Origin of the sequence: Janthinobacterium sp. OK676 (assembly GCF_900103595.1) — a bacterium.
In the GTDB taxonomy this organism is placed as follows: Bacteria; Pseudomonadota; Gammaproteobacteria; order Burkholderiales; family Burkholderiaceae_D; genus Janthinobacterium.
The window spans coordinates 246,367-267,198 of record NZ_FNHA01000001.1 but is presented as its reverse complement, the minus strand read 5'-3'; the positions used below and the strand labels follow the sequence as shown (position 1 = coordinate 267,198).

The following is a 20,832-nucleotide window of genomic DNA, read 5'->3' as shown; positions in this document are numbered from 1 at the left end:
ATGGGTACCTCTACTTCAAGCAGTGGACCGGGACCGGGAGTATCGTTTGATCCACCATGGTTAGATCAAATTGGCGGAGGCGAAAGTGATTCTCCTGCTACTCCAACAGATGGCGCGAAGCCCGATGGCACGGCAGTCCCAGTCGCGGCTCAGGGAAGCGCACCGCCGAGGCGGTTTGTCGGCGCAAGACGAGAGCTGAAGAGGTTCGCCAACACTGGTGATCGACACGCGCTCTCGCGCGCTGCCGGCCATTACTCGAAGAGTGGCATGGGCGGAGCCAAGAACGTTGCGGCCAGGATGCGCATGTCGACACGTTCGGCGACTGGTTTAGTTGGGCTGTTACAAGCAGCAAGGGATGGCACAAATCCTGAGGTCAATCGTTGGGTCAGTGATCTGAGTGCTGGCAGTCCCAATGTCCAGGACGTGATTCACGAAATTATTCGTCAGGTGACAAGTGGTGGCGGGAGCGTGGATGAAGAGGCTTGTAACGACTCGATGGCGCAAGCAATGGCGGAGCTATTAGAAAATAACCCGGACGTAGAACTGCTTAGCATGGACAATGCTGATATCTGGGTGCTTGTCGAATTATTCCTGTCAAATGAGGCATGTAGCAGAATGCATCTAGACATCGGGCAGCTTTTCGAGAGCTCGAATTTGCCTCCGAGGCAGGCAGTCCAACGCGTGAACGAAATGAGGGATTTCCTTAAATCAGAAATTGGTGCTCAACTTGAGACCCTACGCGCCGCTCAGCCGGATCCGACTCCCACAGAACTTGAAAAATTGATGCGTGATGCGTTGAAACTGACATTTACCGTCTACGAAGGAGAGGTATGAGCAAAGTTGTGTGTGCCCCTCAGGACTTGCTACCAGCCGTTTTCGTACCCGGAACGCGTTACTTTTCCTTGTTCTCGAATTCGGGTAAACCGTGCGTTGGATCGATCGCACCGGGCTGGCGAACGGTCATTCAGAAAGAAGGGTTGCTCCCTTCTGTTGTGGTTTGGGATTTCGTTACCATTGCGTTGGCGGTCGCCGCCGCTGACTTAGCCTGCCCGCGTTCGGGGAGTGCCGACGGATGGACGAGAGTCATCGAGCTTCAAGTCAATGTGTATGACCCCGCGCCTTGGCTTGGTCAACGTGAAGAGTTACAACTGGCGTTGCGGTTTTTGACAGGGGACTTTTGGACGCTAAATATTTTACCTGGCGGCGATGCAGCGCCAATCACGACCGCCCCTATGACACGGGATGCTGATTGTATTTCGCTTCTATCGGGTGGAGTAGACAGTCTGGTCGGAGCGATTGATTTGCATGGGCAAAAGCGAAAGCCAATCTACGTTTCTCAGACCGCAAAAGGTGATAAGGTAACTCAACAGCAGTACGCAGCGGCTCTCCATGCCGCTCACCTCCATTTCCAATGGAATCATAGGATTAAACATACGGCGGAATTTGAGCGGTCTACACGAGGCCGCTCAATCGTCTTCTTCGCGTTTGCGGCGTTGGCGACTAGCGCCTTGGACTCTGCAAGCGGGCCAGCTGAGATCTATGTGCCGGAAAACGGATTTATTAGCTTAAATGTGGCGCTAAATTCGGGCCGACTGGGTAGCTTCAGCACTAAAACTACCCACCCAGTGTTTATGAGCCGAATGCAGGCAATTTGGAATGCTGTCGGTATCTCCGCTGTCTTGAAACTGCCTTATCAATTCAAAACAAAAGGGGAAATGCTGGTGGATTGTGTGGACCCAGGCATGCTAGAGCAGTTAATCGGAAGGTCGACCAGTTGTGGTAGGTTTGGTTACTATGGGTATAAGCACTGCGGGCGATGTGTGCCATGCCAGGTTCGACGGGCGGCTTTTATTCGTGCAGAGATTGACGACTCTACAGCTGACTACGTGTTCCCATCGTTAGGAAAGCTCAGTTCGGCGAGGGAGAAAGGAGCAAATGATATTAATGCGGTCGCATCTGCTGTGATACGTTGCCAAGACGATGGCGTAGAACGGTTCGTTGGCGGCGCGTTGAGCTTTTCTAGTTCTGCTGACCGCGCGAATTACGAGGGTGTGGTGTCACGTGGCCTCAAGGAATTGGGCGTACTTCTGAAGCGGCACGGAGCTTTATAGTGGACCTGCATTCACACTTGGATCTATATCCCGATGCAATGGGTATCCTTGCTGAAGTTAATCGCAGAAATTCGTTTACCTTAGTTGTCACCACGAGCCCTCGTGCGTGGGTTGGCACCTCTAAGGTGTTTTCTGGGCACCGTAATATTCACGTTGCACTCGGGTTGCATCCTGAGATCGTGGACCGCAAAGCATCGGAAAAATCGCTTTTACTTTCGCTGGTCGAGCATGCTCCATTTATTGGTGAAATAGGGCTAGATGGTTCACCAAGGTTTAGAAAAACATTGCTATTGCAAGAAGAGATTTTTGCAGCCGTCGTTGCCCGTTGTGAGCAGGTCGGCGGGAAAATTATGAGTATTCACTCGCGCGGCGCTGTCGGCCGCGTGCTTGATATTCTTGAACGTCACCCACTTGCGGGGCAAGCTGTCTTGCATTGGTTTTCAGGGACTGAAAAGCAATTGCTGCGGGCAATTTCTTTGGGGTGTTGGTTCAGTGTTGGCCCTGCAATGCTGCAAGGTTTGAAAGGTCAGGAGCTCTTTCAAGGAATGCCTATGGATCGAGTTCTGCCCGAGACGGATGGTCCATTTGCACAAGTGGCTGGCCGAAGCTTACAGCCGTGGGATGCGGTATCAATTGCAAACTATGTTTCCAGGATATGGCATATGCGGCCCGAGCAAGTGCTTATACAATGGAACCATAATCTTTCGCGCTTGCTGCAAATGAATTCAAACCATCGGTTTTAACGATTGCGTCTGCTTAGCTACTCGCAGAATTGATCACCCTGATCGGGCGGGGTGGCGATGATTCCGCATTTACGTGATGTAGATGGGCTTCCGGCGCCCAAACCCAATGTCAACTTATCTTTAACAACGTTCACCAAGGCATTGAGTTGGAAATCGGCCAATGCCAACACATGCGCCGCCCCACGATGTGGCTATGGTGGTGTTGCATTGCAGTGGTTGCCATTCGGACCTGCGCCCCACGCACAATGATTGGGAATCGAGTTACCATCGGTCCGTCGCGAGACATGAAGACGTTGTCCGCGTGCGAGCGAACTCAGTCGTAGATGCCGGTTGTCGCGAAACGTTCCCGATAGAGCTTTGGTGTTATTCCCAGTTTCTTAAAAAATACGCGGCGCATGTGTGCCTCATCGGTGAAACCGGCGCGTGCCGCCACAGTCTTCAGTGATAACGTAAGTTCCGCCAGTAATGAGGTCGCACCTTCGAACCGGCAACGTTCGATAAATTCTTGTGTGCTCATGCCGACCTCTTGTTGAAACACGCGCGTAAAGTGACGCTCGCTCATCATTGCTTTCTGTGCGAGCTGTGCGACTGAAAGCTTTTCTTGCAGATTGTCCAGAATCCAATTTTGTAGCTCGCGTATATTTGGCCGGTTAGTACGCTCATTAAGCAGATGTGCGCTGAATTGCGATTGGCCGCCTGGTCGCTTCAGGAAGACCACCATCTCTGTGGCCACCTCCAGCGCGAGATCCCGACCGAAATCTTCTTCCACTAGCGCAAGTGCCAAATCAATGCCTGCTGTTACGCCGGCAGAAGTCCAGACATTGTCAGCCCGGATGAAGATGGCGTCTGCCTCTACCTGAATGGCAGGGAAGTCCGCTTGCAAGCGATCAGCAACACCCCAATGTGTGGTCGCTCGTTTTCCATCAAGCACACCAGCAGAGGCGAGGAAGAATGCGCCAGAGCATAAAGAGGTCAGGCGCTTGATGCGAGGGGCAACCGCAGCGACCCAATCGATGATCGCTGCGCTTTCGATCAGCGCTTCATGAATGTGGCGGGCACCAACAATGATTGCGTTGTCCGGTAAGGCGAGGGTGCTTAGTGCCTTAGTAGCATCCAGGGACATCAATGTATCGGAACGTATTTGGCCAACCTTGCAGGAGGCCACACGTACATCGTAACCCGGTGCTTTGCCGCGCCGCTGCAGGTGCAGATTCGCGTATTCAAACACCGACATTGGACCGATCGCTTCGACCGCCTTGAAACCAGGGTACACGATGATGTCGACGGTCTTTGCTGCGGTTGACGGTTCAGATTTCATAAGCTAGTGGGACAGTCATTCTGGAAAATCCGGTCATTATGGCACCATTTTCGGCCATTATCTTTGTGCTCCCGCCGTCTGACGTGCGAACGCTTGCACAATGACCAGGCGTTAATTCACATACCTTTAAGGGAGCACGTCTATGAAAACCAAAGCAGCTGTTGCGTGGCGCGCCGGTGCGCCGCTGACTATCGAGGAAGTTGATCTGGCAGGACCACGCGAGGGCGAGGTGCTGATCGAACTGAAAGCCACCGGCATTTGCCATACCGATTACTACACGCTGTCCGGCGCCGATCCGGAAGGTCTGTTCCCGGCGATTCTCGGCCACGAGGGCGCCGGCATCGTGGTCGACGTCGGTCCTGGCGTCAAGACCCTGAAGAAAGACGACCACGTCATTCCGCTGTACACGCCTGAATGCCGCCAGTGCAAATTCTGCCTTTCGCAGAAGACTAACCTGTGCCAGGCGATCCGCTCGACGCAAGGCCGTGGCCTGATGCCGGATGCCACCAGCCGCTTCTCGCTTGACGGCAAGCCGCTGTTCCATTACATGGGCACCTCGACCTTCTCCAACTACATCGTGGTGCCGGAAATCGCTCTGGCGAAGATTCGCGAAGACGCGCCGTTCGACAAGGTTTGCTACATCGGTTGCGGCGTCACCACCGGCGTTGGCGCGGTGCTGTTCTCGGCCAAGGTGGAGGCGGGCGCCAATGTGGTCGTATTCGGCCTCGGCGGCATCGGCCTGAACGTGATCCAGGCCGCGAAAATGGTCGGTGCAGACAAGATCATCGGCGTCGACATCAATCCGAATCGCCAGGAGATGGCGCGCAAGTTTGGCATGACGCACTTCATCAATCCAAACGAGGTCGAGAACGTGGTGGACGCCATCGTCCAGCTGACCGACGGCGGCGCCGACTACAGTTTCGAGTGCGTCGGCAACACCACGCTGATGCGCCAGGCTCTGGAATGCACGCACAAGGGCTGGGGCAAGTCGTTCATCATCGGCGTAGCTGCCGCCGGCCAGGAAATCTCGACCCGTCCGTTCCAGCTGGTCACCGGCCGTGAGTGGCGCGGTTCGGCCTTTGGCGGCGCGCGCGGCCGCACCGACGTACCGAAAATCGTCGACTGGTACATGGAAGGCAAGCTGAATATCGACGATCTGATCACGCACCGCCTGCCGCTGGAACGTATCAACGAAGGTTTCGACCTGATGAAGAGCGGCGAGTCGATCCGTTCGGTAGTGCTGTACTAAGGCAATGGCGATGCTAGAGCTCATCAGTGAACACGCCTGCTTCGGCGGCGTGCAACGCTATTACCGGCATCAGTCCACGGCGATCGGCTTGCCGATGCGCTTTGGTGTGTTTCTGCCGGCGCAGGCGAGTAGCGCCAAAGTCCCGGCACTGTTTTGCCTGGCGGGACTGACCTGCAACGAAGAGACCTTCGCCACTAAGGCCGGCGCTCAGCGTCAAGCCGCAGCGCTGGGCCTGATGTTGATTACTCCCGACACCAGTCCGCGTGACGCGGCGGTGCCAGGAGAGGCCGACAGCTGGGACTTGGGCATCGGCGCGGGCTTCTACGTCGACGCCACCGAGGCGCCATGGCACCCCCATTACCGCATGTACAGCTATCTGCTGGAACTGCGCGAATTAATCATCGCGCAATTGCCAGCGGCGGACGACCGTATTGGCATCATGGGGCACTCAATGGGCGGGCACGGCGCGCTGGTTCTGGCGTTGCGCAATCAGGATCGGTTCAAGTCGGTGTCCGCACTGGCGCCGATCAGCGCACCCGGTCGTTGCCCATGGGGCGAGAAGGCGTTTTCCGCTTACTTGGGGCCGGTTTCTGCAGCTTGGGATGCCTACGATGCCAGTGCATTGATGTCTACGCTACACCGGCCATTCCCGGGCGGGATTCTGATCGACCAAGGACTGTCCGACAAGTTCTTGCCTGATCAATTGTTCCCGGAAATGTTTGAAGCGGCCTGCGCCGCCGCCGACCAGCCGCTGACGCTACGTCGTCACACCGGCTACGACCACGGCTATTACTTCATCGCTACGGTCATTGACGATCATCTGAAGTTTCACCACGCAGCATTGATTTCTTAAGGAGTAACACCATGAGTACCGAGTTCAATATCCATCCGGCCATCGGCCAGAAACGTCCGGCTGCAGCAGCCGATTTCACCGGCGGTAGACTGCTGTGTAACTGCGCCACCGACAAGGTCGAAGTCAGCATCGACAGCCAGACCGCCCACAACCACGCCTGCGGCTGCACCAAGTGCTGGAAACCGGAAGGTGCGCTGTTCGCGCAGATCGCCGTGGTCTCGCGCGACAAGGTCAGCGTGACCGCTCACGCTGAAAAGCTGAGCGTGGTCGATGCCAATGCCACCATCCGCCGCCATGCGTGCAAGGCGTGCGGCGTGCACATGTACGGTCGTATCGAGAACGAGGCCCATGCCTTCTACGGCCTGGACTTTGTGCACACCGAACTGTCTCCGCAGAGCGGTTGGTCGCCGGTGCAGTTTGCCGCGTTCGTGTCCTCGATCATCGAGTCTGGCACCAACCCGTCCGACATGGCCGCCGTGCGCGCCGAGCTGGGCAAGCTGGGTCTGCCTTACTACGATTGCCTGTCGCCTGCCCTGATGGACGCTTTGGCCGCACACGCTGCCAAAGCCAGCGGCGTGCTGCAATAAATGCCGAACGCGCTGAACGTGGCGCTCACTTGAGTTGAAGAGATCATCACATGGACGCTACGCTCCGCGCAATTCTGCTGACTACGACCCTTTCCGGCGTGGTCAGTATTTCGGCTGCCGCTTTTCTGTCATTCGGGCTTCTGGCCCGCATGGCGGAGCGCATGGTCAGCCTTTCTGTCGGCATCATGCTGTCGACCTCATTACTGCATGCAATGCCTGAAGCGCTGGAGTCGACAGCATCAGCGGAAAGCCTGTTCGCCACATTGCTGGCGGGCCTGCTTGCGTTCTTTGTGCTGGAAAAACTAAGCATTTTGCATGATGGCCCTTCCAGCGCTGACCATCAGCACGGCCACCATCATGGCGGAAAGCGCAGTGCATGGATGGTCCTGGCCGGTGACGGGCTGCATAATTTTACCGACGGTATCATGATCGCTGCTGCTTTCCTGGCCGATCCCGCGCTTGGCATTTTGACCGGCATGGCGATCGTTGCGCATGAACTGCCGCAGGAAGTGGGCGACTTCGTTGTGTTGCTCAATTCGGGCTATACACGTGCCCGTGCCTATTTGTTGAACCTGCTGTGTAGTCTGATGGCCTTGATCGGCGGTGTACTCGGCTACTTTATGTTGGATAAAGCCAGTAACCTGGTTCCCTATGTGCTGACGTTTGCCTCCGCAGGTTTTCTTTATGTCGCGATCAGCCACTTGATGCCGCAACTGCAGCGCAAGGATACATTGCGCGACAGCCTGCCTCAGGTAGGACTGATCGCCATCGGCATACTGGTCGTCGTGCTGATCCTTGATTGATCAGTTGAATGTCATAGTTGCCTTGCCGTGCGCGTCCAGTGTCATCTCGGTCAGGCGCTGTTTGTAGCGCACTTTAATAATCTGGCCAGCCTTGCCGCGCAGTTGCAAGCGTTTAAGCTTGCTTCGAGACCAGTCCACGTCCAGCTCCACGCCGCCGCGTGCGCGGACCCCGTGCAGCGCGCCTTCCGGCCATGCCTTAGGCAGGGCCGCCAGCACATGGATTTCACCGCCCCATGATTGAACCAGCATTTCCAGAATTGCCGCTGTACCGCCAAAATTGCCATCGATCTGGAAGGGTGGGTGGGCGTCGAACATATTCGGGTAGGTACGCTCCGGCCCGAGCAAGCCTTGCAGGATGGTATAGGCCCGCTCGCCTTCGCCCATCCTGGTCCATAGCGCCAGTCGCCACGCTGTTGCCCAGCCGGTAGATTTGTCGCCTCGCGTGTTAAGCGTTACCTTGGCTGCGGCGATCAGCTCCGGTGTGTCACGCACATTGATTTGCTCGCTCGGGTACACACCATAAAGATGTGATACATGCCGATGTTGCTGCTCCGGCGCGCCGGCATCCCAGTCGTCCAGCCATTCCTGCAGCTGGCCTTGGGCGCCGATACGATCGGCCGGCACGCGGGCACGTATGGCGCGCAAGTCAGCGGCGAATGCCGCGTCATGGTCATCCAGTATTTGGTGCGCCTGCAAGGTCCACGTGAAGAGATCACGAATGATCTGGCGATCCATGGCCGGCCCCGCGCAGGTGGCTACTCCCTTGTGGTGTTCATTTTCCGGCGAAATGGACGGCGAGGTCACCAGTCCGCGCCCTTGTGCATCCTCGACCATGGTGTCCATGAAGAACAGGGCGGCTCCTTTTAGTAGCGGATAGATGCGGCGCAAGTAAGCAGGATCGGGGAGATAGTCGTAATGGTCCCACAGCGCCTTACAAAGCCAGGCGCCGCCGCATGGCCACATTCCCCACAGCGCGCCGTCGATCGGCGCCGCCGCCCGCCACAGGTCGGTGTTGTGATGCGCAACCCAGCCACGCGCGCCATAGGACTGTCTGGCGGTGATCGCGCCGGTGACACTGAGGTCCTCCACCATCCGTAGCAGCGGCTCGACACACTCTCCCAGGTTAGCCGATTCCGCAGGCCAGTAGTTCATCTGCGTATTGATGTTAATGGTGTACTTCGAACCCCATGGCGGGTTGTTCCCCTCATTCCAGAGCCCTTGTAGATTCGCAGGCTGGCTTCCAGGGCGCGATGAAGACAGCAGCAAGTAACGGCCGTACTGAACGTAGAGCGCTGCCAACGATGGATCCGCGTGCTGCTCTGCCTCGGCAATGCGCTGGTTTGTTGGGCGCTCATCGGCGACCGTCGGTCCAATACGCAGCGACAGGCGGCGAAACAGTGCCTGATGAGCAGCCACATGATCGCTGCGCAGACGGGAGTAAGATTTGGATGCGGCAGCCTCGCCATGCTTGCGAGCGATTCCTACAGGGTCGCCACTGACATCGTCGTACTTGATGTAGCTGGTTGCCGCCGAAATAATCAGCGTCACATTGGAGGCGCCCCGCACTTCAATGCCGTCTCCGCGCACGACTATCGTGCCATCGCCATCTGCGCGGATGCCTACCGCATAACGCAGCGCTGGGGGAATTCCCGCTACGGCGATGTTGCTCCCTTCTACTAGCAAAGCCCGCTCGCCATCCGCACGGACAGACAGGGACTTCGGACGCTTTTCAGTGTGCGATGATTCGCGATAATCCCACGGAACGGCGGCGCTGCGGTTTGCTTGATTGCCGCCGCTGTAATCGGACAGTCCATAGATCGCGTCTGATGGGTGGCGGTAGGTGAGATCGAAATTCATCATCCCGCCTGTGGCGGACAGGCGCATAACGATCACCTGATCGGGTACGCTGGCAAACACCTCTCGTTTATATTGCACTTTGCCGTGCCGGAAGCGCGTAGAGCAAATGGCCGTATCCAAATCCAGCCAGCGACGATATGCCGTTGCTGCGCCAAGGCCCGTGAACTTCAGAAGCAGATCGCCAGCAGCGCCGTAGGGCATCTGTGTCTTGGGAATGCCCATCATCGAACGTTCGATGAGTTCTGCTGCGTCGGCAAAATGACCGCTGGCGACTAGAGCGCGTACCGGTGGCAATGCAGCGAGCGCTGCAGAATTATTCGGGCTATAGGGACCACCTGCAAACAGGGTATCTTCGTTCAGTTGCAGCCGCTCCTGTGCGATACGGCCAAAGCACATGGCCCCGATACGTCCGTTACCGACTGGCAGCGCCTCAACCCAGGTGCCTGCTGCCTGTTCATACCGTAGGGCGAGATGCTCTTGCCTGCCTCGCGTGGTCGCTTGTACTGCGGCCCTGGCCAACCCCGGGAATGCCGATGCCAGGCCGGCGGATACCATGAAACTGCGTCGTGTCGTTGTCATGTCTCTTATCGTAGTTTTTTCTCCATTCTGGGACGAAGTACCGCTATTCCTCAATTGCGAAATTCGGTAATGGAGAAATGAAATTGACCAGCACTAGATTAATCTGCTTTCATTTTTCCTTGACCATAACGAAACGAGACGGTATCGTATCGTTATGTTGAGTCAATGGAGCGAATGATGGTCAGAACAAAAACGGAAGCGCGGCGGTCGGCTCTGCTGACAGCTGCACGTGACGTATTCCAGGAGGTCGGCTTCGACCAGGCATCCATGGACGTGATTGCCGCCAGGGCAGGGAGCTCAAAGGCGACGCTGTATCGCTACTTCGATTCGAAGGAAACGTTGTTCACCGAGCTGATGCAGAACTCTGCCAACGCGCAGGGCGGCGGGATGATGGCCTTGCTGCACCAGAGTGGTGGTGCGGCGCCCGACATTGAGCTTACTGCTGCCGTTCCAGTGGCCAATCCAATGCTGGACCCCGCTGCAGATGTGCTGCCAACGTTGACCAAATTTGGCGAGTACATCCTATCCGCCTTTCATACCCCCGAGTCGCTCGGCGTGCAGCGCATGGTCATCGCGGCTGCGGTCAATCCGGATATCGGCGCCACGTACTACGAGCAAGGACCGCTGCGCGCCATGCAATATCTCGGGCACTACTTGCAGCAGGTCTGCTCAAGCGGGAAATTGCGCAAGTCCGATGTTCATGTCATGGCCTGTCATTTTTACGGACTTATTGAGTCCGAGGTTCACCAACTTGGTCTGTTCAACGTGATGACCACATTGGAACCTGAGCGTGTGGCTGCAACCGTTGCACGCGCCCTGGACGTTTTTATGCGGGCCTACGGTCCCGATCGCCAACCGTGATTTTTCCACCCCCTGATCAGAAAGAAGGTTGATCTCATGAGTATGCTCTCTCGCTTCACTTCCGTTGTGTTCTTAACGTTGGCCAGCGCATCAGCGTCGACCGCCAGTGCACAGGGGGACGCTGCGGCAGCGCCTAGTTGGGCGCTGGGTGCGGGCGTCAACGTAACCCAGAAGGGCTATCGCGACATTGATCGTGATGTGCTGCCATTGCCGCTGATTTCGTATGAAAGCAAATGGATCAGTGCATCGGTACCGACGTTGGACCTCAAGGCATACAGCGCAGATACTGTATCGCTACGTCTGCGGGCGCGCTATGCCCGCGATGGGTTTGAGGCCAAGGATTCGCCATTCCTGGCCGGCATGGCAGATCGCAAGGGCAGTGTATGGGTTGGTGGCGCTGCACTGTGGCGTCCCGGGTTTGCTAACTTCTCCGCAGAATTGTTAGGCGACGCTGCTGGCCACAGCAAGGGAACGCGAGCCAAGCTACAGCTGGATCGCCGCTTCGCTCTTGGAGCCTTTGGCCTCACGCCCCGGTTGGGAGTGGAATGGCTTGATCGCAAATTCGTCGACTACTACTACGGCGTGCGCGTGGATGAAGTACGTGGGGATCGTGCTTTTTATCAGGGCGATGCCAGCGCCAACATCGAAGCAGGCTTACGCTTCGACTACTCGTTTTCACGCCGTCATAGCGTATTTACCGATGTCCGTGTGACCCGTTTCGGTAACGCAATCAAGGACAGTCCAGTGATGGAAAAATCCGGCCAGACCGGTGTCAGCCTCGGCTACATCTATCGCTTCTGACATGTGGCGCGCGTCCTGCGCGGCACCGCTGTAGTACCCCGTAAATTTACTTCACTAATCTAAGGAGCATTCCTATGAAAGCCCTCCGTACGCCTGTGCTCGTCGCAACGGTATTGTTGACCAGTGCGTGTGCCAGCCGCCCGATTCAATCGCCACCGCCAAGTCCTCCCACCGCAGAACGCAGCGCCAGCGATCCTTGGGAAGGATATAACCGCCGAATCTACAGCGTTAACAGCACGCTCGACAAAGTGCTGATTCGTCCTGTGGCGGTGGCCTATGACTGGGTTACCCCTGCCCCGGTGCAGGCCAGCGTGACCAGGCTCTTCGGCAACCTACGCGAGCCGGTCACGGCAGTCAATCAAGCGCTGCAGATGAGACCGGCGCCAGCGGTGCAATCGCTAGGCCGGTTTGTGGTCAATTCAACGGTAGGCGTTGGCGGGCTGTTTGATCCCGCGACGCGGTTTGGCATGGCGCGCGAGCAGGAAGACTTCGGCCAGACGCTGGCGACTTGGGGCTGGCGCGATTCGCGTTACGTGATCCTGCCGCTGCTAGGCCCACGCACGGTGCGTGACACGGTGGGCATGATCGGCGACCAGCCACTGTCGCCGATCAGTCGCATCGACAGTGCTGGCGTTGCAGATAAGCTGACCTTACTGCAAATGGCGGATGGGCGTGCCCGTGGGCTACAGGTGGACGGCATGCGCGAGCTGGCGTTGGATGAATATGCGGTCGTCCGCGATGCATGGCTCAACCGGCGTGCACAGCAAATAGAGATACATCAGTAAATAGCCGGGGTGGTTAGGGGCGGATGCGCCCCAATTGTCAATCTAGGGGAAATAGTTTGATCGCCAAACAGGTATTTATTAACCCTGAAATCGAAGATATCATTTCTCCATCATTCAACTAAGGAGTAATCATGCAAGCCCAAACCACCCCTGCCAGTTCCATTCGCACCAGCACGGACGATGCCGGTAAATCAGTCCTGCGCGTTGCGCTCGCAGTTACTTTGCTCTTTCACGGCGTCTCGAAACTAATCGGCGGCATTGGCTTTGTCGGCGACATGCTGGCTCAGGTCGGTGCACCGGCCGTCCTGGGTAATCTGGTCTATGTCGGCGAGGTTGTCGCTCCCCTGCTGATACTGGTGGGTGTGTTCACCCGCCCGGCGGCGCTGATCGTTGCCATCAACATGATCGTTGCTATCCTGTTGGTGCACACCAGTCAGTTCTTCACGCTCAACGAGACGGGTGGCTGGGCACTGGAGTTGCAAGGCATGTTCTTCTTCGGCGCTGTCACGGTGGCATTGCTGGGTGCAGGGCGCTTCAGTCTGGGCGGCGCCAGCGGCCGTTTTAACTGACCCCATTCACCCAGGATTTCGACATGGCCAATCTCAACAAATTACCCACCGTATCGTCGTATCACCCCGCCGCCAAATTTCAGCATTGGCTGATGGCGGCCATTTGGATCGGCGCGTGGGTGATTGGCTTCATCGCGGTGCATTTTCGCGATGAACTCAACCCCCACCACCAACTGACGTTCCTGCATAAGGCGATCGCCAGCACCGTGCTGTTCCTGTCAGCGGTGCGCATAGCCTGGCGCATCACACATCCGTTGCCGGCCTTGCCGGCAACGATGTCACCCGCCATGCAGCGCGCGGCTCACTTCGGCCACTACGCGCTATATGCCTTTGCCCTGATTGCGCTGCCGCTGTCGGGATGGATGTGGAGTTCGGTGGCCGACAAGCCGATCATGGTGCTCGGCCTAGTTCAGTTGCCGCCGTTGGTCGGACCGGCGCCGCAATACTACGATCTCGCCAAGCTTGTGCATCAGTTGCTGGCCTGGAGTCTGGGCATGATGGTGCTCGGCCATGCAGCAGCAGCGCTGAAACACCATCTGGTCCATAAGGATGGCGTTTTACTCAGCATGCTGCCCGGACGCGGCCGCAAGGGCTAAATTGCGGCCTCGGTCGCTGGAGCAGCCTGGTCCGAAAAATAGTCGAAGATCAGGCTGCGCAGCCATTGGTTGCCGGGATCCCGGTGGTACTTGGCGTGCCAGAAGACGTTGATGTCGATCGGCGTCTTAACCACCGGATGCTCCACATAACGCAGGTTGAACGGCTTCACACAAGCATGGGCAAAGCGTTCCGGTACGCTGGTAATCATGTCGGTGGTGCTGATGATGTGGCCGACGGCGACGTAATGCGGCACTGTCAGTTTGACCTTGCGCTTGATGCCTTTGCGCTCAATGGTCGCATCCATATCGGCATGGCCGGTGCCGGCTGCCACCACCACCACGTGGTCAGCGGCGCAGAATTCATCGAGCGTCAATTTTGGCTTGTCCAATGCGTGGCCAGCGCGGAACATGCATACATAGCGCTGGTGGAACAGCCTGCGCTGGAAGAATCCGGCTTTCAACTGCGGTAACAGGCCAATCGCCAGGTCGACGTGGCCAGCTTCCATTTCATCGCGCAGGTTGACCGCTGTATTGCGGACCGAACTCACCGTTACACGCGGCGCCACCTTGGCCAGCACGTCCATCAGCTTCGGCAAGAAGTAAATTTCGCCGATATCCGTCACACCCAAGGTGAACTTGCGATTGCTGGTCAGCGGGTCGAAGCTGTGCCTGTCGTTGAGCGAACTATGGATGGTGCTCAAGGCATATGCGATAGGCTCCGCCAACTGGTTGGCGTAAGGCGTTGGCTCCATTCCTTTTGAAGTGCGCTGGAACAATTCATCGCCTAGCAACAGCCTCAACCGCTTAAGCGCGTTGCTGACCGCCGGCTGACTGAGGCCAAGCTTCTCTGCCACGATCGACACCCGCCGCTCCATCAGCAACTGGTGGAAAACCAGCAGCAAGTTCAGGTCTACGTCCTTCAGTTCCATAAAGTAATATTCATTTGAGTGATTTTGTTCATTCACGAGATTCTATATATTTATATTACATCAGTTCCTATACTCGTCACAAAACAGAACTACGAGACATGGATCGAATGATGGAACTGATCGTACAACCGCTGGGCCAAAGCGTGCCCGTGAACGCCGGCGATAATCTGCTGGCAGTTCTCCGCGAAAACAATATCCCCATTTCGTATAGCTGCACCGCCGGCCGCTGCGGCACCTGCCGCTGCAAAGTGCTGGAAGGGCGGGTGGTGGAATCTGGCCAGGAAGCCAAGATCACCAACCCGAATGAAGGCCGCTACGTGCTGGCGTGCATGAGCACTCTGAACGAAAGCTGCGTCATCGAAGTCCCTGAGCCGGACGAGATCGTCACCCATCCGGCACGTATCGTTAAAGCCGAGGTAGTAGCAATCGAAGATGCTACCCACGACATCAAGCGCATCGTCATGCGATGTTCGAAGCCGCTGTCGTTCTCGCCAGGTCAATACGCGATGTTGCAATTCACGCCGCAGCACATCCGGCCTTACTCGATGGCCAGTCTGGACAGCGATGGCCATCTGGAATTCCATGTGCGCCTGGTGCCGGACGGCCGTGTTACCGGCTATATCCGCGACAGCCTGAAAGTTGGCGACAGCGTGCGCGTCAGCGGCCCGATGGGCACTGCTTACCTGCGTCAAAAGCACGAGGGACCGATGCTGTGCATCGCCGGCGGCACCGGTCTGGCGCCGGTGCTGTCGATCCTGCGCGGTGCGCTGGCGACAGGCATGCAAAACGAGATGCACGTTTATTTCGGCGTGCGCTCGCCGGCGGACATCTACTGTGCCGAGCAACTGGCTGCCATGGCGGAACAGCATCCCAACCTGCACGTACAGATCATTGTCGCCATGGGCGAACGTGATGGCGTGCATCGTCGCGGCCTGGTCACCGACGCGGTGGCCGAAGATCTGCCCAATCTCGACGGTTGGCGCGCTTACCTGTGTGGCGCACCGCCGATGGTCGATGCCGCTACGTTGCTGCTGCGTCGACGCGGAATTCAACCTGAACACGTCTATGCCGACGCGTTCTATGCCAGTGCCACCTGATGGAGACCCAGATGAACTCGAACACCAAGGCCGCGACGCAAGATCCGGCACGCGAACAATTTTATCGCCGCATCGATCAATACAACCTGACGCCTCTGTGGGAGGTGCTGGGCACGCTGGTGCCAAACACGCCGCGTCCCAAGCAAGTGCCGGCGCTGTGGCGCTACGCCGATGTGCGCGAGCATGTGATGGAGTCAGGAACGCTGATTACTGCCGAGGAAGCGGTGCGCCGCGTCCTGATCCTGGAAAACCCTGCATTGCGTGGCAACTCCTCGATTACGCAGTCGTTGTACGCTGGTCTGCAGATGATCATGCCCGGCGAGGTGGCACCGGCGCACCGCCACACGCAGACCGCACTGCGGCTGGTGTTGGACGGCGAGGGTGCCTACACCGCCGTCAATGGCGAGCGCACCACCATGCATCGCGGCGATTTCATCATCACGCCGGCCTGGACCTGGCACGACCACGGTAACCTGGGCGACCAGCCGGTGGTATGGCTGGATGGCCTCGACATTCCATTGGTGCGCTTCTTCGACACAGGCTTCCACGAGCATTCCGATCACGCGGTGCAGGACACCAGTCGACCCGAGGGCGATGCGCTGGCGCGCTATGGCAGCAATTTGCTGCCGGTGGATTTCCAGCAGGCGTCGCACGAGCCGACCAAGATCTTCGTCTATCCCTACGCGCAAACCCGCGCCGCGCTGACCGCCATTGCCGCTGGCGCGCCGGCCGACAAGCATCTTGGCCACAAGATGCGCTATGTAAATCCAGCTACCGGCGCGTCGCCGATGCCAACCATGGGCGCCTTTGCCCAGCTGCTGCCAGCCGGTTTCAAGACCGAGCCGTATCGCTGCACCGATGGCACCGTGTACGTCTGCCTGGAAGGCAGCGGTAGCGCGCAGATCGGTGAAGAAATCTTCCATTTCGCTGAAAGCGACGTCTTCGTCGTACCGCCCTGGTACACGCTGACGTTGAGCGCCGACAGCGAAACCGTTCTTTTCAGCTTTTCCGACCGTCCGGTCCAGCAGGCGCTGGGCATGTGGCGCGAGGAAAAGCGCTAACCCACGCATTGAATAACGATAACCATTGGAGCAAACCATGCAATACGCCACGCAGTACGCCATCCCGCCAGCCGCCATCAATACCTTGGAAATCGCCGGCCAGGACGCCGTGTTCCCGGTCAACCGCATCTTCTGCGTGGGCCGCAACTATGCGGCACATGCCATCGAAATGGGCAAGGATCCAACGCGCGAGGCGCCTTTCTTCTTCATGAAGCCGGCCAATGCGGCGGTGCGCGCCGGTGCCGAGGCCATTACCATCGACTACCCGCCGAAGACCGCCAACTACCATCACGAGATTGAGCTGGTGGTGGCGATCGGTAAGGGCGGCGCGAATATCCCGTTAGAGCAAGCGCTGGAACATGTGTACGGTTACGCCGTCGGCCTGGACATGACGCGTCGCGACTTGCAACTGGATGCCCGCGACAAGGGCCGCCCGTGGGAGTTCGGCAAATCGTTCTCGCAGTCGGCGCCAATCGGCCCGCTGCACACGGCAACCGCGATTGGCCACCCGGAGAATGCAGCGATCACGCTGACCGTCAACGGCGCGCCGCGCCAGGGTTCGGATATCAACAAACTGGTCTGGTCGGTGGCGGAATCGATTTCCTATCTGTCGCAGTACGAAACCCTGGAAGCTGGCGACATCATCATGACCGGTACGCCGGAGGGCGTGAACGCCGTGGTGGCGGGCGATGAAATGCGTGGCGCCATCGCCGGCCTTGGCGAGATTGTGGTCCGTGTCGGCAAAGGGAAAGATCATGAATAAGCAGCCCATTTTTCCCATCAAGCCGGTATGGGATCAGCAGGGGTCCAGCCGGATCCCATTCTGGGCCTACACTGATACCGACCTCTACAAGCGCGAACTGGAGCGCTTTTTCTACCAGAACCACTGGTGCTATGTCGGTCTGGAGGCCGAGATTCCCAACCATGGCGACTTCAAGCGCACGGTAGTCGGTGAGCGCTCGGTGGTCATGGTGCGTCGTGAGGACGGCGGCATCACGGTGGTGGAAAACGTCTGCGCGCATCGCGGCATGCAGTTCTGCCGCGAGCGTCATGGCAACAAGAAGGAACTGGTCTGTCCCTATCACCAGTGGAATTACAACCTGCAGGGCGATCTGCAGGGTGTGCCGTTCCGGCGTGGCGTCAAGCAGGACGGCAAGGTCAATGGCGGCATGCCGAAGGACTTCAAGACCGAAGATCACGGCCTGACCAAGCTGAAGGTCGCCACCCGTGGCGGCGTTGTTTTCGCTTCGTTCGATCACGACGTGGAGCCGCTGGAAGACTTCCTGGGACCGGAAATCCTGTCGTATTTCGACCGCCTGTTCAATGGCCGGCAGTTGAAGATCCTCGGCTACAACCGCCAGCGCATTCCGGGCAACTGGAAGCTGATGCAGGAAAACATCAAAGACCCATACCATCCGGGCTTGCTGCACACCTGGTTCGTTACCTACGGCCTGTGGCGCGCCGATAACAAGTCGGCGCTACGTATGGACCAGCAGTTCCGCCATGCCGCCATGATTTCCACGCGAGGCACCGGCGGCCAGAAGGCCGAGGTCACTGCCGGCGTCACCAGCTTCAAGGAAAGCATGGAGATCGAGGACAAGCGCCTGCTCGATATCGTACCGGAGGCATGGTGGGGAGGCCCGACCGCTGTGATGATGACTGTGTTCCCGAGCGTGATTTTCCAGCAGCAGGTCAACAGCGTGTCGACCCGCCATATCCAGCCCAACGGCAACGGCTCCTTCGATTTCGTCTGGACCCACTTTGGTTTCGAGGACGACACCGAGGAAATGACGCAGCGCCGTCTGATCCAGGCCAATCTGTTCGGCCCGGCGGGCTTTGTCTCGGCCGACGACGGCGAGGTGATCGAATTCTCGCAACAGGGCTTCGAGCAAAAGCCATTCCACCGTGCACTGGCGGAGCTGGGCGGTCTGGAGTGCGAAGACACCGAACACATGGTCACGGAAACACTGATACGCGGCATGTACAACTACTGGCGCAAAGTGATGGAGGTGTGATCGTGAGCCAACTGCAAACCTATTTCGACATCAGCCAGCTGCACGCTGCCTACAGCGCCGCCGTCGACAGCAACGACTGGGATCGCTGGATCGCGCTGTTCACCGAAGACTGCGAGTACAAGGTGCAGCCGCGCGAGAACTATGAACGCGGCTTCCCGCTGGCGACGCTGGCCTTGCTGAGCAAGGGCATGTTGCGCGACCGCGCCTACGGCATTCGCGAAACACTGTTCCATGACCCGTACTACCAGCGTCACGTGGTCGGCCAGCCGTTGATTGTCAGCGATGACGGCGCCGTCATCGTCACCGAAACCAATTACACGGTGTTCCGCACCAAGCTAAGCCAGGAAACCACGGTGTTCAACGCCGGCCGCTATCTGGATCGTATCCGTCGTACTGCCGACGGCCTGCGACTTGAATCGCGCCTGTGCATTTACGACACCGAGATGATTCCGAACTCTTTAATTTATCCGATCTGAGGCTGCCATGACGACTGAAACCTGGATAGACGCGGTAGCGCAAGATGCGGTGCCGGACGAAGATGTGGTTGCCGTCGACGTGGGAGGCCGGGAGCTGGCTTTCTATGGCGTCGATGGACAAGTCTATGTAACGGACAACATCTGCACCCACGGCCACGCCCGTCTGAGTGATGGATTTTTGGAAGGCACGGAAATCGAATGCCCACTGCATCAGGGCAGATTCGACGTGTGCAGCGGTAAAGCCATGTGTGCGCCGCTGACTGTGGACATACGGACCTATCCGGTCAAGATAGAAAACGGACGGGTGTATGTAGACCTCGGCGACATCTGAACCACTAAAAAATATACGGAGACAAAGATGAAAACGAAGAATAGTTGGGCAACCCTGGCCATGTGCGGCGTGCTGTGCACCGCCAACAGCGCGATGGCGCAAATCAAGGTCGGACTAATGGCGCCGCTGACGGGCAGCCAGGCCGTGGTGGGTCAAGACCAGGTAGACGGCTTTATGCTGGCATTGGAGCAGGCCGGCGGCAAGTTCGGCGGCCAGGCGGTGCAAGTCTTCAAGGAGGACGACCAGTTGAAGCCGGAGATCGGCAGCCAGGCGGTGCGTAAGCTGATCGACAAGGATCGGGTGGATGCCATTGTCGGCCTGAGTTTCTCCAACGTGATGATGGCCAGCCTGAAAAGCCTGACCGAATCGGGTACGGTAGCGATCCTGACCAACTCCGGTCCGTCGCCGATAGCCGGCGCCAGCTGTGCGCCGAATATCTTCTCGGTGGCCTGGCAAAACGATGGCGCCGCCGAGAGCATGGGCAAGTACATGCAGGACAAGGGTATCAAGCGTGTCTACCTCATGGCGCCGAACTACCAGGCAGGCAAGGACATGCTGGCAGGCTTCAAACGCTACTTCAAAGGTGAGGTGGTCGATGAGGTCTACACTCAAGTAGGCCAATCCGACTACTCGTCGGAAATCGCCCAACTGCAGGCTGCCAAGCCTGACGCAGTGTTTGCTTTCTATCCAGGCGGCATGGGTGTCAACTACATCCGTCAACTAAGCCAGGCCGGCCTGCTGACCAAGCTGCCCAACTATTCCGTGTTCACGGTGGACGGCGTCACCATGCCGGCGTTACGTGATGCCGCCGTGGGCACCACCTTCGGCGCGATGTGGGATGCGGCGCTGGACAACCCGGAAAACCGCGCCTTCGTCACAGCGTTCACGGCCAAGTACAAGCGCGTGCCGAGCGAGTATGCGGCGGCGGCCTATGACGCTGGCCGGCTGCTGAACGTTGCGGTTGGCAAGCTGCAGGGCAAAGCAGGTGATAAACGTGCATTGGCGGCGGCGGTCAAAGCGTCCGGCGACCAGTTCCGCTCGGTGCGTGGACCGTTCAGCTTCAACAAGAACAATCTGCCTATCCAGAATTATTACGCCTTCCAGGTGGCGAAGGAAGGTGGCGCGCCGGTTGTCAAGAATGTGGCCACGCCGTTGACGCAGCACCGCGACGCCTACGCCGCACAGTGCCGCCTACCGTAACGGAGCGGATC

Annotated in this window: 22 protein-coding genes; 19 read left to right on the top strand and 3 right to left on the bottom strand. The window is 58.0% G+C overall.

From position 1 onward, the window contains the following. The 3 genes from qatB to qatD are packed head-to-tail and all read left to right on the top strand — an operon-like array spanning nt 1 to nt 2,854. Nucleotides 1–834, top strand: a complete 834-nt coding sequence (gene qatB, locus BLU39_RS28050; RefSeq protein WP_368087013.1) for a Qat anti-phage system associated protein QatB — start codon at nt 1–3, stop codon at nt 832–834. Continuing rightward, nucleotides 831–2,111, top strand: coding sequence for a Qat anti-phage system QueC-like protein QatC (gene qatC / locus BLU39_RS01255; RefSeq protein ID WP_092708550.1), 1,281 nt, complete (start codon nt 831–833; stop codon nt 2,109–2,111). The genes qatB and qatC overlap by 4 nt, the downstream gene beginning before the upstream one ends. Next, nucleotides 2,111–2,854 carry a Qat anti-phage system TatD family nuclease QatD gene (gene qatD / locus BLU39_RS01250; RefSeq protein WP_254788848.1) on the top strand — a complete coding sequence of 248 codons (744 nt, stop codon included), beginning with the start codon at nt 2,111–2,113 and terminating at the stop codon, nt 2,852–2,854. Before qatC ends, qatD begins: the two co-directional genes overlap by 1 nt. A gap of 313 nt (nt 2,855–3,167) precedes the next feature. Here qatD and BLU39_RS01245 read toward each other — a convergent pair whose 3' ends face one another. Beyond that, nucleotides 3,168–4,172, bottom strand: a complete 1,005-nt coding sequence (locus BLU39_RS01245) for a GlxA family transcriptional regulator (protein WP_092708544.1) — start codon at nt 4,170–4,172, stop codon at nt 3,168–3,170. Nucleotides 4,173–4,314: 142 nt separating this feature from the next. Between BLU39_RS01245 and BLU39_RS01240 the strand changes: the two genes are divergently transcribed. The 4 genes from BLU39_RS01240 to BLU39_RS01225 are packed head-to-tail and all read left to right on the top strand — an operon-like array spanning nt 4,315 to nt 7,664. Beyond that, the gene (locus BLU39_RS01240) at nt 4,315–5,421 is read left to right on the top strand and encodes an S-(hydroxymethyl)glutathione dehydrogenase/class III alcohol dehydrogenase (RefSeq protein ID WP_092708541.1); all 1,107 of its coding nucleotides are present in this window, start codon (nt 4,315–4,317) and stop codon (nt 5,419–5,421) included. Nucleotides 5,422–5,431: 10 nt separating this feature from the next. Next, nucleotides 5,432–6,274, top strand: a complete 843-nt coding sequence (gene fghA, locus BLU39_RS01235; protein WP_092708537.1) for an S-formylglutathione hydrolase — start codon at nt 5,432–5,434, stop codon at nt 6,272–6,274. An 11-nt stretch (nt 6,275–6,285) separates the two neighbouring features. Then, on the top strand, nt 6,286–6,861 hold the full coding sequence (gene gfa, locus BLU39_RS01230) for an S-(hydroxymethyl)glutathione synthase (protein ID WP_092708534.1): 576 nt from the start codon (nt 6,286–6,288) through the stop codon (nt 6,859–6,861). Nucleotides 6,862–6,911: 50 nt separating this feature from the next. Further along, entirely contained in the window at nt 6,912–7,664 is a 753-nt protein-coding gene (locus BLU39_RS01225) for a ZIP family metal transporter (RefSeq protein ID WP_092708531.1), read from the top strand. On the opposite strand, the gene BLU39_RS01220 is transcribed toward BLU39_RS01225, so the two are convergent. Continuing rightward, complete coding sequence (locus tag BLU39_RS01220; protein WP_217635038.1) at nt 7,665–10,100, bottom strand: glycoside hydrolase family 95 protein; 2,436 nt, start codon at nt 10,098–10,100, stop codon at nt 7,665–7,667. A 174-nt stretch (nt 10,101–10,274) separates the two neighbouring features. Here BLU39_RS01220 and BLU39_RS01215 point away from each other — a divergent pair, with 174 nt between their 5' ends. The 5 genes from BLU39_RS01215 to BLU39_RS01195 all read left to right on the top strand — a co-directional run bounded on the left by BLU39_RS01215 (nt 10,275) and on the right by BLU39_RS01195 (nt 13,712). Further along, on the top strand, nt 10,275–10,961 hold the full coding sequence (locus BLU39_RS01215) for a TetR/AcrR family transcriptional regulator (RefSeq protein WP_217635037.1): 687 nt from the start codon (nt 10,275–10,277) through the stop codon (nt 10,959–10,961). A 36-nt stretch (nt 10,962–10,997) separates the two neighbouring features. Continuing rightward, the gene (locus BLU39_RS01210; RefSeq protein WP_092708525.1) at nt 10,998–11,762 is read left to right on the top strand and encodes a MipA/OmpV family protein; all 765 of its coding nucleotides are present in this window, start codon (nt 10,998–11,000) and stop codon (nt 11,760–11,762) included. Nucleotides 11,763–11,836: 74 nt separating this feature from the next. After that, nucleotides 11,837–12,547: an MlaA family lipoprotein gene (locus BLU39_RS01205; RefSeq protein ID WP_092708522.1), complete on the top strand. Its 711-nt coding sequence runs from the start codon at nt 11,837–11,839 to the stop codon at nt 12,545–12,547. 131 nt (nt 12,548–12,678) lie between these two features. Beyond that, the gene (locus BLU39_RS01200) at nt 12,679–13,116 is read left to right on the top strand and encodes a DoxX family protein (protein ID WP_092708519.1); all 438 of its coding nucleotides are present in this window, start codon (nt 12,679–12,681) and stop codon (nt 13,114–13,116) included. A 23-nt stretch (nt 13,117–13,139) separates the two neighbouring features. Then, on the top strand, nt 13,140–13,712 hold the full coding sequence (locus BLU39_RS01195; protein ID WP_092708516.1) for a cytochrome b: 573 nt from the start codon (nt 13,140–13,142) through the stop codon (nt 13,710–13,712). On the opposite strand, the gene BLU39_RS01190 is transcribed toward BLU39_RS01195, so the two are convergent. After that, nucleotides 13,709–14,641 carry a LysR family transcriptional regulator gene (locus BLU39_RS01190; RefSeq protein ID WP_092708513.1) on the bottom strand — a complete coding sequence of 311 codons (933 nt, stop codon included), beginning with the start codon at nt 14,639–14,641 and terminating at the stop codon, nt 13,709–13,711. The genes BLU39_RS01195 and BLU39_RS01190 overlap by 4 nt on opposite strands. 110 nt (nt 14,642–14,751) lie before the next feature. On the opposite strand from BLU39_RS01190, the gene BLU39_RS01185 reads away from it, so the two are divergent. From BLU39_RS01185 to BLU39_RS01155, 7 genes are read left to right on the top strand one after another with little or no spacing between them, the layout of a single operon-like run. Next, nucleotides 14,752–15,738, top strand: a complete 987-nt coding sequence (locus BLU39_RS01185) for a 2Fe-2S iron-sulfur cluster-binding protein (RefSeq protein WP_090185983.1) — start codon at nt 14,752–14,754, stop codon at nt 15,736–15,738. A gap of 11 nt (nt 15,739–15,749) precedes the next feature. Then, the gene (gene gtdA / locus BLU39_RS01180) at nt 15,750–16,799 is read left to right on the top strand and encodes a gentisate 1,2-dioxygenase (RefSeq protein ID WP_254788847.1); all 1,050 of its coding nucleotides are present in this window, start codon (nt 15,750–15,752) and stop codon (nt 16,797–16,799) included. 37 nt (nt 16,800–16,836) lie between these two features. Then, the gene (locus BLU39_RS01175; protein WP_092709826.1) at nt 16,837–17,562 is read left to right on the top strand and encodes a fumarylacetoacetate hydrolase family protein; all 726 of its coding nucleotides are present in this window, start codon (nt 16,837–16,839) and stop codon (nt 17,560–17,562) included. After that, on the top strand, nt 17,555–18,814 hold the full coding sequence (locus BLU39_RS01170) for an aromatic ring-hydroxylating dioxygenase subunit alpha (protein WP_092708507.1): 1,260 nt from the start codon (nt 17,555–17,557) through the stop codon (nt 18,812–18,814). The genes BLU39_RS01175 and BLU39_RS01170 overlap by 8 nt, the downstream gene beginning before the upstream one ends. After that, nucleotides 18,814–19,290, top strand: a complete 477-nt coding sequence (locus BLU39_RS01165; protein ID WP_092709823.1) for an aromatic-ring-hydroxylating dioxygenase subunit beta — start codon at nt 18,814–18,816, stop codon at nt 19,288–19,290. Before BLU39_RS01170 ends, BLU39_RS01165 begins: the two co-directional genes overlap by 1 nt. A 7-nt stretch (nt 19,291–19,297) precedes the next feature. Next, nucleotides 19,298–19,621, top strand: a complete 324-nt coding sequence (locus tag BLU39_RS01160; RefSeq protein WP_090185711.1) for a non-heme iron oxygenase ferredoxin subunit — start codon at nt 19,298–19,300, stop codon at nt 19,619–19,621. Between the two features lie 27 nt (nt 19,622–19,648). Further along, the gene (locus BLU39_RS01155) at nt 19,649–20,821 is read left to right on the top strand and encodes an ABC transporter substrate-binding protein (protein WP_092708504.1); all 1,173 of its coding nucleotides are present in this window, start codon (nt 19,649–19,651) and stop codon (nt 20,819–20,821) included. Nucleotides 20,822–20,832 lie beyond the last annotated feature (11 nt).

Bases quoted from the DNA above. Each gene is read 5' to 3' on its own strand.
- qatB (WP_368087013.1), top strand. From the start codon at position 1: ATGGGTACCTCTACTTCAAGCAGTGGACCGGGACCGGGAGTATCGTTT.
- qatC (WP_092708550.1), top strand. From the start codon at position 831: ATGAGCAAAGTTGTGTGTGCCCCTCAGGACTTGCTACCAGCCGTTTTC.
- BLU39_RS01245 (WP_092708544.1), bottom strand. From the start codon at position 4,172: ATGAAATCTGAACCGTCAACCGCAGCAAAGACCGTCGACATCATCGTG.
- BLU39_RS01240 (WP_092708541.1), top strand. From the start codon at position 4,315: ATGAAAACCAAAGCAGCTGTTGCGTGGCGCGCCGGTGCGCCGCTGACT.
- fghA (WP_092708537.1), top strand. From the start codon at position 5,432: ATGCTAGAGCTCATCAGTGAACACGCCTGCTTCGGCGGCGTGCAACGC.
- gfa (WP_092708534.1), top strand. From the start codon at position 6,286: ATGAGTACCGAGTTCAATATCCATCCGGCCATCGGCCAGAAACGTCCG.
- BLU39_RS01225 (WP_092708531.1), top strand. From the start codon at position 6,912: ATGGACGCTACGCTCCGCGCAATTCTGCTGACTACGACCCTTTCCGGC.
- BLU39_RS01220 (WP_217635038.1), bottom strand. From the start codon at position 10,100: ATGACAACGACACGACGCAGTTTCATGGTATCCGCCGGCCTGGCATCG.
- BLU39_RS01215 (WP_217635037.1), top strand. From the start codon at position 10,275: ATGATGGTCAGAACAAAAACGGAAGCGCGGCGGTCGGCTCTGCTGACA.
- BLU39_RS01210 (WP_092708525.1), top strand. From the start codon at position 10,998: ATGAGTATGCTCTCTCGCTTCACTTCCGTTGTGTTCTTAACGTTGGCC.
- BLU39_RS01205 (WP_092708522.1), top strand. From the start codon at position 11,837: ATGAAAGCCCTCCGTACGCCTGTGCTCGTCGCAACGGTATTGTTGACC.
- BLU39_RS01200 (WP_092708519.1), top strand. From the start codon at position 12,679: ATGCAAGCCCAAACCACCCCTGCCAGTTCCATTCGCACCAGCACGGAC.
- BLU39_RS01195 (WP_092708516.1), top strand. From the start codon at position 13,140: ATGGCCAATCTCAACAAATTACCCACCGTATCGTCGTATCACCCCGCC.
- BLU39_RS01190 (WP_092708513.1), bottom strand. From the start codon at position 14,641: ATGGAACTGAAGGACGTAGACCTGAACTTGCTGCTGGTTTTCCACCAG.
- BLU39_RS01185 (WP_090185983.1), top strand. From the start codon at position 14,752: ATGGAACTGATCGTACAACCGCTGGGCCAAAGCGTGCCCGTGAACGCC.
- gtdA (WP_254788847.1), top strand. From the start codon at position 15,750: ATGAACTCGAACACCAAGGCCGCGACGCAAGATCCGGCACGCGAACAA.
- BLU39_RS01175 (WP_092709826.1), top strand. From the start codon at position 16,837: ATGCAATACGCCACGCAGTACGCCATCCCGCCAGCCGCCATCAATACC.
- BLU39_RS01170 (WP_092708507.1), top strand. From the start codon at position 17,555: ATGAATAAGCAGCCCATTTTTCCCATCAAGCCGGTATGGGATCAGCAG.
- BLU39_RS01160 (WP_090185711.1), top strand. From the start codon at position 19,298: ATGACGACTGAAACCTGGATAGACGCGGTAGCGCAAGATGCGGTGCCG.
- BLU39_RS01155 (WP_092708504.1), top strand. From the start codon at position 19,649: ATGAAAACGAAGAATAGTTGGGCAACCCTGGCCATGTGCGGCGTGCTG.